Raw genomic sequence first — 13,824 nt, 5'->3', positions numbered from 1 at the left:
GAGGTGAAGGAATTGATCAATTTGACGATCAATGGAAAAGCATTGGCTGTACCGGATGGTACCACCATATTGGAAGCGGCCAAAGATAATGGGATCAATATTCCCCATTTGTGTTACTTGAAGGATGTCCATCAGTCTGGTGCCTGTCGAATGTGCGTCGTGGAAGTGGAAGGTATGAAAAACCTGCAGGCATCCTGCATCTCCCAAGCAAAGGAAGGAATGGTGATCCACACCAATACGGGACGGGTGCGGAATGCCCGCAAAGTACTTTTTGAATTGTTGATGAGCGATCACCCTAAAGACTGTTTGATCTGCAGTAGGAACAATCACTGTGAGATCCAGGACCTGGGAGAGCAGATCCAGGTGCAAAACAGCCGCTTTGAAGGCTCCAAATCCAAATCCTCCCTGGATAACAGTTCATGGGCCATCGAAAAGGATGACAGCAAATGCATCTTATGCAAAAGGTGTGTCACCGTATGCAATGAGATCCAGGGCGTAGGGATCCTCAATACCCAAAATCGAGGTTTTGAAGCCACAGTGGCCGGCGGATTGGATCTGCCTTTGGGGGAAACGGTGTGTACCAACTGCGGACAATGCGTTACCGTGTGTCCGACCGGGGCCTTGAAGGAGCGGGATGCCATTACACCCGTATGGGATGCCATCATGGATCCCAAAAAGGTGGTCGTCGTGCAAACCGCACCTGCAGTAAGGGTGGCCTTGGGAGAAGAGTTTGACATGGAACCGGGATCCAACGTAACGGGGAAAATGGCGAAGGCTCTGGAAGAACTGGGCTTTGATCACGTATTCGATACAAACTTTGCTGCAGACCTGACCATTATCGAGGAAGGGACGGAATTGTTGGTGCGGTTGGTGAATCACCTGTTCCATCAAGGAGCCATTGATGAGGAAGCGGTGAAAAAAACCGGATTGCCGTTGTTGGCAGAACCTCCGGCTTTGCCCATGATCACCAGCTGCTCTCCAGGTTGGATCAAATATGCAGAACATGCATTTCCTCAACAATTGGAACATCTATCCACCTGCAAGTCTCCCCATATGATGCTGGGTGCTTTGATCAAAACCTATTATGCCAGCGTTATCAAGGTACGGCCGGAAGATCTGTATGTGGTAAGCATCATGCCTTGTACGGCGAAAAAGTATGAGATCAAGCGACCGGAAATGGTCAATGACGATCTACCCAATGTAGATGCCGTATTGACGACCAGAGAACTCGGTAAAATGATCAAAGATGCGGGCATCGATTTTGTCGCTCTGGAAGAGGGAGAATTCGAAAATCCCCTGGGTCTGTCGTCCGGTGCTGCTGATATTTTCGGGGTAACTGGAGGCGTCATGGAAGCGGCTCTTCGAACCGTTTATGAGCTGGTAACAGGAAGGGAGATCCCCTTTGAAAAACTGAGGGTGGAACCTATGAAAGGTTTGGATCGAATCAAAGTAGCTTCCTTGACCATTGAGGATCCCCTGGAAGCGTTCGAATTCCTGCAGGGGGTTCCCGTCAGCATCGCAAGCACCAGCGGGCTGGTTGGGGCAACCATGCTTTTGGATGAGATCCAGCAAGGGACCAGTCCTCATCTATTCATCGAGGTGATGGGGTGTCCCGGAGGATGCATCAGCGGCGGTGGACAACCTCGCATGACCACTGACGAGATCCGTCAAAAGAGAATGGAAGGTCTCTATCGGGAAGACGAGAAGAAAGTGTTGCGAAAGTCCCATGAGAATCCTTTCATTGAACAGATCTACAGCAACTTTTTAGAAAAACCATTGGGACATCGATCCCACGAATTGCTTCATACCAATTACACCATGAGAAATAAAACATAAGAAGGAGAGGAGTGAACATGGACAGGAAGGTAATATTTATCACAAAAACAGGGCTGTTGCTGGCACTTGCTTTGATGATCCAGATCGGACTGGCGCCGTTTGCCCAACCGGTGGTGGGACCGCTGGTCAACATGGTGTTGTTGCTGGCAGTAGTGTTGGTAGGTCCATGGGGTGCTGTAACTGTAGGTTGTCTCACTCCATTGGTGGCATTTTTTGTCGGGATCATGGGTCTGTTGCCTGTGATACCGGTGATCATGCTGGGAAACACCATTTATGCCCTGGTGTTCTGGTTGTTTTATAAGAGAAATCAATTTATTGCGGTCATAATGGCAGCTGCAGGAAAATTTCTTTCCATGGCCGTAGGTGTACGGATCCTGGCAGCGTTTTTTGTGCCGAATCTTCCGGCTCCCGTCGTTGTTGCCCTGTCATTGCCTCAGCTCTACACCGCTCTCATTGGAGGATTTATTGGATTACTGGTCCTTCACTATCTTCCAAGGAGCATGCAGAAAAGTGTAATGTAGGTAGATAGTATCGTACAAAAAGACCCCTGAACCAGGGGGTCTTTGCATATGAGCTGTCTTCATCCAGAAAAGGAAAGTGAGGCAATGAAGAGGAGATTAAAGGCGATGTGGAGCCAATTGGTTACTCGGATCCCGCTGGTCTTTTGAGAAACGGTCCTGTATGCGTGAACGGACAAAGGAAGTGTGAGCAATACCGACAAACTCAACAAGGGCAGTTTTCCACGGATGACAAAAGTTAGGGTCAATGCGTAGGCGGCGACCAGCAATCCTATATAAGCAAGCTTTCCTACTTTCTTTCCGAATATGACGGTGAAGGTTTTGATGCCTAGGCGTTTATCCCGTTCCACATCCCGGATCTCATTGGAAAACATCATCAAGGGGATCATCAATCCTGCAGGCAATGTATACAGGATCGGAGACCAGGAGAACTGACGGGAGAATACCATGTAGCTGCCTTCCACCATGAGTGAACCCACCAGGATCAGAGACAAGACCGCACCAAGCCCCTTTCGTTTATAGACAAAAGGTTCTCCTGTATAGGCATAAGCACCAGCGATTCCTATCAAACCTATGTATATAAGGTTATGAGTACTCCAGTTCATGAGGATCAAACCTATGATTGCAGTCAACAATATACACAGCATGCTGAAGGCAAAAACCAGCATGTCAAAAGCGGTGCGGTCGTATTTCGAAAAGCGGTAGGTTTTTTCTCCAGGTCGATGGTATTTGAAAGAGCCTTCATAGAAATCATTGATGAGGTTGGCTGATCCCAATACGCTCATTCCCGCGATGGTGATCAATACGATCTTCCAAAGATCCAGACCGGTGTCGCCGTTGAACAAAAAACCATCCTGTCGAGCCATGAGGATCCCCATGGTCGTCGAAGCCAGGGAAAGGGTCAAGGATAGGGGACGCAGGGCGATCCACAGATCTTTTGCAGATTTTATAGTGTTCTTTGTGTTCTTTTTCTTCATGGAAACTTCCTTTCCTTTATTTTTGGTTGATAAAAAAAAAACTTATCGGTATAATTACCTATGGATTATCTTGGTAAGCATACATGACATTATAACATTAAGGAGGACAAGACGTGTATAGGGTAAAAAGAATTTTAGTGATATTTTTTGTTTTGGCATTGGTATTGTTGACCGCTTGCAGTAATGAAAGTGGTGGGGATGGCGAAAATTTGTCTTTGAAGATCGGGGTCATGCCGGCAGTGGATTCTGCACCTATTTTATTGGCAAAAGAAAATGGATATTATGAAGAGCTAGGATTGGACGTAGAAATTCAAATATACACCAATGCCATGAATCGACAAAGTGCATTGCAAAGCGGGGAACTTGATGGAGCCATGACAGACGTGATCGCACTGGTCAATAATGTAGAAAATGGATTTGCCATCAAAGTAACCACCAGTACCGACGGTTCCTTTCCGTTTCTTATTCATCCAGAGTATGATGGAAAAAAGGAGGTCAAAGTCGGTATGATGGAAGTAAGCGTCTCCAATTACCTGTCGGATAAAAGCTTGATGGATTATGAGGTGGAGAAAGTCTACATCAATGAGATCCCGGCCAGACTGGAAATGGTGGCAACGGGAAATCTTGATATGGCAGTTATTCCGGAACCCATGGCATCGCAAGGAGCCCTCAATGGCTTGAAAAAGGAAATGATCGAAAACGATGATGCGTTTTCGCCTGATGTGATGGTATTTACGGATAGTGCCATAACTGAGAAGGAAGAAGCCCTGAAATTGTTTCATCAAGCCTACAACAAGGCGATACAAGATATCAACGCAGACGATGGTCCGGCTCGTGACATCCTGATCCAGACATTGGAGCTGAATCCCCAAATCAAAGAAAATATCCTGATGCCTGAATATCATCAGGCAAGAGTACCAAGCAAGGAATTCTTTCAAGGAATCCTGGACTGGAACCAAGAAGTGCTGGGGATCTCCATTGAACTGGATTATGAAGAGTTGGTAGAGGATCGATTCACCCATGATTGACGTGGATGGTCTGGATGTATACTATGGATCGGAAGCAGCCGTAAAGGGGCTTGACCTTTTGGTTCAAGATCATGAGACCTGTGCCATCATCGGACCTTCCGGATGTGGAAAGACCACATTGCTGTATGCCCTGGCTGGTCTGATAAAACCTGCTTCCGGAAGCATCCGGATCGGTGGAGAAGTTTTGAACAAGACAAGAAAAAAGACCGGTTTGATCCTGCAGAATTACGGATTGCTGCCGTGGAAGAGGGTTTGGGAAAACTTGGCTTTTCCTCTGAAAACCAGAGGAATGGGGAAAAATGATATCAAGACCAATGTGGGAAAAGTGCTTGAACAGCTGGGACTGATGGAATTTGCAGAAAAATTTCCTTCCGAGTTGAGCGGGGGACAACAACAGCGAGTGGCCATAGGACGCAGCTTGGTGCTGCAGCCGGACCTTTTGTTGATGGATGAAGCATCTTCCGCACTGGATGCCATAACGAAGGAGCACATCCAAAACCTGGTTTTGGATGTTTTTCGAAAGAATCGAATGACCCTCGTTTTAGTGACCCATAACATCGAGGAGGCTGTATTTTTAGGCCAAAAGATCGTGGTGATGAAACAGGGGACCGTGGTTCGAACCATGGAGAATCCAGTATTTGGATTGGACGATCTAAGGAACAACATGTCCTTTTATGAAACATGCCTGGAAGTGAGGAGGGTATTGGATGAAGAGTCCTCGTAGAACTCGTTTCAGCCAAGGATTGTACAGCATGGCCATCATTTTGGGATTTTGGTATATTTTGCATGTTGCTGTAGGCTCTGCAGCAATTCCATCCCCACATGAAACCCTTGTCCATTTTGTTCAGGCTTTGCCAGGGAAGCTGTCCATTCACCTATTGTACAGCTTGGGTCGAGTTTTGACAGCCATGGTGGTTTCCGTTGTCGCAGGAAGCGCTTTGGGAATTTGGATCGGTTCCAGCCAGAAAGCGGACCGACTGATCACTCCCATCGTCTATATGCTCTACCCCATCCCCAAAATTGCTTTTTTACCGATTTTGATGATCATCCTTGGGCTGGGAGAAGAACCGAAAGTACTTCTGATCGTGTTGATCATTGTTTTTCAATTTACCATGGCGGCCAGAGACGGCATACAGGAGATCCCCAAAGAGTTGGTTTTTTCCGTTGCCTCTTTAGGTGTGGGAAAGTGGGACCGCATGATCCATTTGATCATACCCGCCATTCTGCCAAAAATCATTACGACGGTGCGCATCAGCATGGGAGCAGCCATATCAGTGTTGTTTTTTGCGGAAAACTTTGCTACCACTTATGGGATCGGATATTACATCATGAACCAATGGGCCATGGTCAACTACAAGGAGATGTTCAGCGGCATATTGGCTTTGAGTCTGGCCGGATATTTGCTGTATCAATTGATCGATGGGTTGGACCGAAAAGTCTGCGCATGGGTCCATGTAGGGAAAGGTTCGAAAAGCAAACTCGATTAAGTTAAAAAAGAAAGCGCTCTTCCCGATCGGGAAGAGCGCTTTTTCTTAAGCGATACCAAGCAATTTCAATCCTATGGGAACCCAAATGCCGATCATGGCCGCCATAAAGATTTGGATGGCAATGGATACTTTCGGCATGTCGCTCATTTTGTAGTATCCGGTCATATAGGTCAGCAAGGGAACCGTGTCCAAAGGCAGGATGTAGCAGTTGGATGCCACCATGACCAACAGTACCAGCAAAACTGCCGGTGAGATGTTGTAAGCTCCAGCCAATACCACAAAGGGGGCCATCAACATGGTGATGAGGACGGGTCCCAAAGGGATGGGGATCAACAGAATAAAGATGATGATGCTCAAGATAAATGCAATGATGGAAACCGGAAGGTCCAAGGTCGCCGGAAAAATGCTTTCCACCAACCAAACGCTGACACCACTAGCGGAAAGTGCGCTGCCCAAAGACAGCATGGTACCGACTAGAAAGAATGCGGCCCAGCTGACCGTGCCCACATATTCGTCCCATGTGAGGATCTCGATTTTTGGCAAAAACATGAACCCGAATCCAATGGCGGAGACAACTGCGATATTGAAGACCGGGAACCAGGAGCTGAGGACCCATAGAATGAACATGACGATGACTACGGTCAACACATATTTTTCTTTGAAAGACATCTTCTCTTCCACTCCGATATTGGCTACATATTCATCGACTCGCTCCTTGCCCACTTCAATAGGTTTAAATACTTTGCAAATGAGAAACCAGGCAAAAAACAAGGTTACAAATGCGATGGGGGAGCCCAATGCCATCCACTGGACAAAAGTGATGGTGATTCCTACTTGTTTCTCCAAAAAATCCATGATCAGCAAGATCAATGAAAATCCAGCCGGCGTGATGATGCCGCCGATCATGGCAGCGATGGGCAATCCGATCATAAAGGCCTTGCCGCTTTGTTTTTTCTCCACTGGATCGGTATAAATGGTTAAAAAGTTCAATACGACACTGATAAGAACAGCAGTAGTCGCTACGTTGGACATGATGGAAGAAAGAACGGCTGCGCTGAGCATGAATGCCAACAGGATCATGTTGATCTTACTGCCAAAGACTTTGATCAGCAATACGAGCAGACGACGGGAAAGAGGAACTTTGGTGATGGCATAGGAAATACCAAATGATACAACGACGAAAAGCATGATTTGGTTGGTGTATCCAACCATGGCTTGGGCAACGGTGTCAACTGCCTTGAAAGCTACCATGAAGGCGATCCCAAGGATGCAGGTGACGCCGATGGGGATGGGCTCCGTTACGAGCAAGACGATCAACGCCAACAAAATTCCCAAGGTCTTGATCCCTTGAACAGTAAGGCCTGGACTTTCTGGAACAAAATGCATTCCTACCAGGATGAAAATGGCTAATAAGATACCAAAGACATGCGACTTTTTCATACACACCAACCTTTCAATTTTAATCAATGTTTAGTGACTTATAAATAATAAATAGCATTAACTATACAAAATGTCAATCAATATTTAAGTTTTCAAAGAACAGGATGGAAAAATGAAAAGTTAGTAAAAATGCAGTTGAAGACACCGTTTTGTATAAAAATGGATTAAAGAGTTCATATTTTCAGGAGAATCATGTATAATGAAGCAAGAAAACTTTTAATGGGAAAAGGAGGATTTACTGAATGAACAGAAAATTAGTAATGGGAATTGTTTTGGTCCTTGTATTGGCTTTGGCAATAGGCTGTTCCGGAGGTTCCGGAGATGGAGAAGACAAAGTATATAACATTGCAACAGATACCACCTTTGCACCTTTTGAATTCCAAAATGCGGAGGGAGATTATGTAGGGATCGATATCGAGCTGTTGGCAGCCATCGCGGAGGACCAGGGTTTTGAATACGAATTGAACCCCTTGGGATTCAGTGCAGCAGTTGCTGCTTTGGAATCCAATCAAACAGATGCCGTTATTGCAGGCATGAGCATAACGGACGAAAGAAAAGAGAAATATGATTTTTCCGAACCATATTATGATTCTGGTGTTGTCATGGCCATCAGCGCTTCCAACACGGAAGTGACTTCTTACGAAGATCTGGAAGGAAAAACCGTTGCAGTGAAAGTTGGAACGGAAGGTGCAACATTTGCCGAAAGCATCAAAGACCAATATGGTTTTGAATTGACTTATTTTGAAGAATCTCCCTTGATGTATGAAGACGTAAAAACTGGTAACACGGCCGCATGTTTTGAAGACTATCCGGTCATGGGATACGGAATTTCTCAAGGAAACGGATTGAAAATGGTCACAGATATGGAAAAAGGTTCTTCTTACGGGTTTGCCGTCATGAAGGGCGAAAATACAGAACTGCTGGAAATGTTTGATGCCGGATTGGCCAATATAAGAGCCAACGGGAAATATCAGGAAATCATCGACAAATATATCGCAGCAGAATAAAAGAGGTAACGTATGAATTTAGGCAAAGTATATTCAGAAGCAGGCCCGTTGCTCCTCAAGGGAATGGGCATTGCTGTTCAGGTAACGGTTTTGGCATTGATCATGGCATTGGTGTTGGGGATGGTCGCCGCTTTGATGGGTCTTTCCAAAACACCGCTTCGATACATCACTAAAGCCTATGTCTGGCTCATAAGAGGAACGCCAATGCTGGTGCAGGTAATGTACATTTACTTTGCCATTCCTCAACTGCTGCAATTTATGGGCTATAACGTACGGTTGACTGCATTTGATGCAGCGTTGATTTCATTGACATTGAATGCAGGTGCTTACATGTCGGAAATCTTCCGAGGGGCGATCAATGCGGTGGAAAAAGGGCAGATGGAAGCTGCTAGAAGCCTTGGGCTTTCTCAAGGTCAAGCCATGCGGAAAGTCGTTTTACCACAAGCATTGCGTATTTGTTTGCCATCCCTTGTCAACCAGTTCATCATTACATTGAAAGATTCTTCCATCATTTCCGTCATCGGTTTTGGGGAAGTGATCTATCAAGCCAGGATCTATGTGGGCCGTACCATGGATTCCTTTGCCACCTACACTTGGGTTGCCTTGATGTACCTGGTGGTGATCACTGCGTTGACTCAGATCAGCAAAGTGGTTGAAAGGAAGGTGCAGATATGACCGAACAAGCCCAGATCGTCGTAAAGAATTTGCACAAGTATTTTGGAAAGCTGGAAGTTTTGAAAGGGATCAACGTCAACATCGAAAAAGGGGAAGTGGTATGTGTCATCGGACCCAGCGGGTCCGGCAAGTCTACATTCCTGCGGTGTTTGAATCGCCTGGAAGAGGCAACGGATGGCGAGATCGTTATAGACGGTGAAATGATCACTAAACCTGAAACGGACATCAACAAAGTTCGACGACACATCGGCATGGTTTTTCAACAGTTCAATTTGTTTCCCCATTTGAGTGCCAAACAAAACATCATGATGGCACCTTTGGAGCTGAAGCTCAAAAGCAAGAAAGATGCAGAGGCAAAAGCACTGGAACTGTTGGACCGGGTCGGGTTGTCGGAGAAGGCGGATGTCATGCCAAGACAATTGTCAGGCGGTCAGCAGCAGAGGGTGGCCATAGCCAGAGCGTTGGCTATGGAACCGGACGTCATGTTGTTCGATGAACCGACCTCTGCACTGGATCCGGAAATGGTGGGAGAAGTTTTAGCCGTCATGAAGGAGCTGGCGTCCATGGGTATGACCATGGTGGTGGTGACCCATGAAATGGGTTTTGCAAAAGATGCGGCAGACCGTGTGTTGTTTATGGATGAAGGCATCATTATGGAACAGGGTACACCGGAAAAAATGTTTACCAATCCGGAAAACCCCAGAACTATTGAGTTTTTAAACAAGGTACTGACTGCTTGAAAAAGAAAGAAAAAGAAATCCCCATCGCCGATCTCTTGGCGATGGGGATTTTTCAATACGTTGCTGTTACTTCGTTCCTGTCCACTTGGCGATCTCTTCTTCCGTTCCAAGCACGCTGTGGGTACCGCTAATATTTGTTAGTTTTCCTTTAAGATAATCGATCCCGCTGGTGTAGTAATTGTAGTTGAGCGCCGTTCTGTCTTTTTCCGTTCGAGGATTCGGCTCCGGGATGGCGGAAAAGAGAGACTTGGTATAAGGGTGGACCGGATTGGCAAAAATTTCATCTTTGGAACCCGTTTCCACCAGATGACCCAAGTGAAGTACTCCAATGCGATCGGAAATATACTTTACCATGGACAGGTCATGGGCGATAAACAAGTAGGCGATGTTGGTCTCCCGTTGGATGTCTTTCATCAGATTGACCACCTGGGCTTGAATGGACACATCCAAAGCACTGATGGCTTCGTCTGCGATGATCAATTCCGGGTCCATGATCAATGCTCGGGCAATACCGATCCGCTGCCTCTGTCCGCCCGAAAATTGATGGGGATATCGGTTGGCATGTTCATGGGACAAGCCGACCATTTCCAGAATTTTGTACACTTTGTTTTTTCTTTCTTCCTGGGTCAGCTGGGGAAAATGGATATCCAGTCCCAAGGCGATCAAATCGATGACCTTTTTTCGTGGATTCAGTGATGCCATGGGATCTTGAAAAATCATCTGCATGTTTTGACGCAGACTTTTCGTAGTATTTGCATCCAGCTTTCCACTGATGTCCATCCCGTTGAATTCGATCTGTCCTGCCGTTGGTTCGTATAAACGGATGACAGATCGACCGATGGTCGATTTTCCACTGCCGGATTCTCCAACCAGGCCGTAGGTTTCACCGGGATAGATCTCGAAAGAAACGCCATCTACCGCCTTGACGGTAAACTTTCTGCTGACTTTAAAATATTGTTTCAAACCGGTCACTTTCAAAAGGGGTTTATTTTGTTCCATGGATCAATCCACCTCCAACATTGCCTGGATTCTCTCTTTAAGTTGAGAGGGCATTTCCACCTTGGGCGCATTTTCATGCAACAGCCAGGTACTAGCGTAGTGGGTCTCGGAAATCTTGAACATGGGAGGCTCTTTTTTAAAGTCGATATTTAGGGCAAATTCATTGCGTTCTGCAAAGGGGTCTCCCTTGACTTTGTTCAACAAGTTGGGTGGACTTCCAGGGATGGCGTACAAACTGCCTTCGCTGCTGTCCAAACTGGGCATGGAAGACAACAAGCCCCAGGTATAGGGATGTCGAGGGTCGAAAAACACTTCTTCCGTCGTTCCTTTTTCCACAAATTTACCTGCATACATGACAGCCACATAGTCAGCTACCTTGGCTACGACTCCCAAATCATGGGTGATATAGATGACAGAGATGCCTAACTTTGTTTGGATCTCCTTGATCAGTTCCAGGATCTTCGCTTGAATGGTCACATCCAGTGCCGTCGTTGGTTCATCACAGATCAAAACATCCGGATTGCAGGCCAGTGCGATGGCGATGACGATCCGCTGCCGCATGCCTCCGGACAATTGGTGGGGATAATTTTTCATTCGCTTTTCCGGTTCCGGTATTCCTACCAGATCCAGCAATTCGATGGCTTTTCGATGTGCATCTTCTTTTGATGTATTGTAGTGAAAGATCATGCCCTCCATAACTTGCTTTCCGATGGACATGGTGGGATTCAGCGAGGTCATTGGATCTTGAAAAACCATGGCGATCCTTTTTCCGTTGATCTGCTCCCGAATCTCTTTTTTCGACAGGGTAAGGAGGTCCTTGGTCACTTCCTTTTTTCCATCCTGATAGGTAAATTCGATCTTTCCGCTGTTGATCTTGCCATTGCCGGACAGGATACCCATGATGGCTTTTACAGTAACGGATTTGCCGCTGCCGCTTTCTCCGACGATGGCAACGGTATCTCCTTTGTTCAATGTAAAATCCACACCTCGTATTGCATTGATCTCACCTGCGGAGGTCACAAAGGATATGGATAAGTTTTCGATTTTCAATACTGCATTTTTGCTCATGTTCTCACCTACATTTCCTTCATTTTGGGATCGAATGCATCCCGCATTCCGTCGGCCAACAGGTTGAAGCTAAGCATGATCAGTGCCAGGACGATCACTGGGAATATGATCATGTAGGGATGAGTGGTAAAGGATTTGAATGCATCACTGATCAGCGAACCCAACGAGGCCAATGGTTGTGGCACACCCAGTCCGACAAATGCCAGGAAAGCCTCCGTAAATATGGCGTTGGGTACGGAAAACATGGACATGATGATCAATTGGCCAAAGATGTTGGGCAGTATTTCCTTGAATATGATGAAGAAATCTTTCGCTCCCAGTGTCTTTGTTGCAAGGATGAATTCCTGTTCTTTTAGTTTGAGGACTTGGGCTCGGGCGATCCTGCTCATGCCGATCCAACCCCGTATTGCCAAAGCCAGTGTGATGGTGCCCAGACCCGGTTTCATGACGATGATCAACAGTGTTACCATGACAAGGGTTGGGATGCCGTTGATGATCTCCGAGATCCGTTGCATGACCATGTCTACCCGACCGCCAAAATAACCCGATATGAGGCCGTAACTCATGCCAAAGAGCATGTCCACAGCAACGGCTACCAAAGCGATGTACAAGGAGATCCTCGTACCTTCCCATGTCCGTGTGAAAATATCTCGTCCTAAAACATCGGTGCCAAACCAATAATAAGTGTCTTCCAAACCAGTCAAGCTGCCGTCTTCAGAAACGTATTTGTTGATTTCCACCATTCCAGTGGATGTGGACATGGTCTCGCTGCCGTCAAAAATGCCTAAAGGCTCCAGCAACTCGATCCTGGGTGCCAGGTTCTGATGGCTGATGGTTTGAAAATCATAGGTGTATTCGTTTAATCCGGGACCGATGATGGCCATGAGTATGATCAAAAATATGACGAACAGGCCAACGACGGCTCCCTTGTTTTTTGTGAAACGGGAAAGCATGTCTTTCCAATAGGACTGCTTGAAATAAGTATCGTCGATAAAGGCATCGTGATCGTTTCCAGCCAATACAAAATCATCCGGCGCAAATACATATTCCTCGTTATTCATGGAGATCCTCCTTTGCCAAACGAATTCTCGGGTCAATAATTCCATAAAGAATATCGACAAACAGCATGATCGCTATAAAAAGGACGCTGTAAATAAAGGCTAAACTGATGATCACATTGTAATCATTGGATTGGATGGCGGTTACCATAAGGCTTCCGATCCCCGGAATGGAGAAGAGTTTTTCAATGACCAGACTGCCTGTCATCAAGCTCACCACCAAAGGAGCCAAAACGGTGACGATGGGGATGAGTGCATTTCGAAGTGCATGTTTGAAGATCAAGTTAAAATTACTGACCCCTTTGCTTTCTGCCAACAGCATATAATCCGTACCAAGGACCTCCAGCATTTCCGTCCTTGTAAAACGGGCCACTGTAGCGATGGTGAACATGCTGAGCGCCACTGTGGGCAAGATGGTCGACTCAAAGGGTGCAGACAACTGGTAGAGCAGTGGAAACCACTTTAAACGAAAACCCAATGCGTAAATAAGCGCCATGGCAAAGACATAGGACGGCAAGCTCACTCCCAGAACGGAGATCACCGTCGTCAAGGTGTCAAAAATAGTGTTGTGCTTGATGGCAGCTATGAGACCCAGTATGATCCCTATGATGGTACCCAAAAGGATGGCTTGGCCGCCGATGCGCAATGACAAGGGGAGCCTGCTTTGCAGAAGGTCTGCTATGGGTGTGTTTTTGGATATGTTATATGATACGCCAAAATCACCGGTGAGCATGGATTTGACATAGTTGACAAAACGCAACATGACTGGTTTGTCCAAGCCATATTTTGCGTTGATGATGGCTCGCTGCGCTTCCGTCAATTTTTCATCATTAAAAGGAGAACCCGGCATCAACTCCAACATGATGAAAAGGATAAAAAGAATGACGAGAAGGGTCAAAGCTGCGATGCCGACGCGCTTTAATATATACTTTTTCATCTGATCATACTCCTTTCGTTGATGTAAATTAAATAACAGAATGACGCTGTTGTC

General features: G+C 46.3%; 14 protein-coding genes. 8 read left to right on the top strand and 6 right to left on the bottom strand.

From position 1 onward, the window contains the following. Positions 1 to 12: 12 nt before the first annotated feature. Together J0B03_RS02965 and J0B03_RS02960 are read left to right on the top strand one after the other, a co-directional pair. A complete protein-coding gene (locus J0B03_RS02965; RefSeq protein ID WP_207300386.1) occupies positions 13 to 1,836 on the top strand; it encodes an NADH-dependent [FeFe] hydrogenase, group A6 in 1,824 nt (607 codons plus the stop codon). A 17-nt stretch (positions 1,837 to 1,853) separates the two neighbouring features. Next, entirely contained in the window at positions 1,854 to 2,357 is a 504-nt protein-coding gene (locus J0B03_RS02960; RefSeq protein ID WP_207300385.1) for an ECF transporter S component, read from the top strand. A gap of 59 nt (positions 2,358 to 2,416) precedes the next feature. Here J0B03_RS02960 and J0B03_RS02955 read toward each other — a convergent pair whose 3' ends face one another. Further along, positions 2,417 to 3,331 (bottom strand): prenyltransferase, encoded by a 915-nt coding sequence (locus J0B03_RS02955; RefSeq protein ID WP_207300384.1) that lies wholly within the window; start codon positions 3,329 to 3,331, stop codon positions 2,417 to 2,419. A gap of 113 nt (positions 3,332 to 3,444) precedes the next feature. Here J0B03_RS02955 and J0B03_RS02950 point away from each other — a divergent pair, with 113 nt between their 5' ends. The 3 genes from J0B03_RS02950 to J0B03_RS02940 are packed head-to-tail and all read left to right on the top strand — an operon-like array spanning position 3,445 to position 5,846. Next, positions 3,445 to 4,359, top strand: coding sequence for an ABC transporter substrate-binding protein (locus J0B03_RS02950; protein ID WP_207300383.1), 915 nt, complete (start codon positions 3,445 to 3,447; stop codon positions 4,357 to 4,359). Further along, positions 4,352 to 5,083 carry an ABC transporter ATP-binding protein gene (locus J0B03_RS02945; RefSeq protein WP_207300382.1) on the top strand — a complete coding sequence of 244 codons (732 nt, stop codon included), beginning with the start codon at positions 4,352 to 4,354 and terminating at the stop codon, positions 5,081 to 5,083. Before J0B03_RS02950 ends, J0B03_RS02945 begins: the two co-directional genes overlap by 8 nt. Then, positions 5,067 to 5,846, top strand: coding sequence for an ABC transporter permease (locus J0B03_RS02940; RefSeq protein WP_207300381.1), 780 nt, complete (start codon positions 5,067 to 5,069; stop codon positions 5,844 to 5,846). The genes J0B03_RS02945 and J0B03_RS02940 overlap by 17 nt, the downstream gene beginning before the upstream one ends. Positions 5,847 to 5,891: 45 nt before the next feature. Here the strand turns inward: J0B03_RS02940 and J0B03_RS02935 are convergent, their stop codons facing one another. Beyond that, a complete protein-coding gene (locus J0B03_RS02935; RefSeq protein WP_207300380.1) occupies positions 5,892 to 7,286 on the bottom strand; it encodes an SLC13 family permease in 1,395 nt (464 codons plus the stop codon). 242 nt (positions 7,287 to 7,528) lie between these two features. On the opposite strand from J0B03_RS02935, the gene J0B03_RS02930 reads away from it, so the two are divergent. The 3 genes from J0B03_RS02930 to J0B03_RS02920 are packed head-to-tail and all read left to right on the top strand — an operon-like array spanning position 7,529 to position 9,708. Continuing rightward, positions 7,529 to 8,293 carry a transporter substrate-binding domain-containing protein gene (locus J0B03_RS02930; RefSeq protein WP_207300379.1) on the top strand — a complete coding sequence of 255 codons (765 nt, stop codon included), beginning with the start codon at positions 7,529 to 7,531 and terminating at the stop codon, positions 8,291 to 8,293. 12 nt (positions 8,294 to 8,305) lie between these two features. Beyond that, positions 8,306 to 8,968 carry an amino acid ABC transporter permease gene (locus J0B03_RS02925; RefSeq protein WP_207300378.1) on the top strand — a complete coding sequence of 221 codons (663 nt, stop codon included), beginning with the start codon at positions 8,306 to 8,308 and terminating at the stop codon, positions 8,966 to 8,968. Continuing rightward, a complete protein-coding gene (locus J0B03_RS02920) occupies positions 8,965 to 9,708 on the top strand; it encodes an amino acid ABC transporter ATP-binding protein (protein ID WP_207300377.1) in 744 nt (247 codons plus the stop codon). Before J0B03_RS02925 ends, J0B03_RS02920 begins: the two co-directional genes overlap by 4 nt. Before the next feature lie 66 nt (positions 9,709 to 9,774). Here J0B03_RS02920 and J0B03_RS02915 read toward each other — a convergent pair whose 3' ends face one another. From J0B03_RS02915 to J0B03_RS02900, 4 genes are read right to left on the bottom strand one after another with little or no spacing between them, the layout of a single operon-like run. After that, the gene (locus tag J0B03_RS02915; RefSeq protein ID WP_207300376.1) at positions 9,775 to 10,707 is read right to left on the bottom strand and encodes an ABC transporter ATP-binding protein; all 933 of its coding nucleotides are present in this window, start codon (positions 10,705 to 10,707) and stop codon (positions 9,775 to 9,777) included. Positions 10,708 to 10,710: 3 nt separating this feature from the next. Continuing rightward, on the bottom strand, positions 10,711 to 11,775 hold the full coding sequence (locus J0B03_RS02910) for an ABC transporter ATP-binding protein (protein WP_207300375.1): 1,065 nt from the start codon (positions 11,773 to 11,775) through the stop codon (positions 10,711 to 10,713). An 8-nt stretch (positions 11,776 to 11,783) separates the two neighbouring features. Continuing rightward, positions 11,784 to 12,836 (bottom strand): ABC transporter permease, encoded by a 1,053-nt coding sequence (locus J0B03_RS02905; RefSeq protein WP_207300374.1) that lies wholly within the window; start codon positions 12,834 to 12,836, stop codon positions 11,784 to 11,786. Next, positions 12,829 to 13,770 (bottom strand): ABC transporter permease, encoded by a 942-nt coding sequence (locus J0B03_RS02900; RefSeq protein WP_207300373.1) that lies wholly within the window; start codon positions 13,768 to 13,770, stop codon positions 12,829 to 12,831. The genes J0B03_RS02905 and J0B03_RS02900 overlap by 8 nt, the downstream gene beginning before the upstream one ends. Positions 13,771 to 13,824: the final 54 nt, after the last annotated feature.

The organism is Alkalibacter rhizosphaerae, assembly GCF_017352215.1.
Taxonomy (GTDB): domain Bacteria; phylum Bacillota; class Clostridia; order Eubacteriales; family Alkalibacteraceae; genus Alkalibacter; species Alkalibacter rhizosphaerae.
Note: the sequence above shows the minus strand (reverse complement) of the source record. Positions and strands in the feature narration are given on the sequence as shown.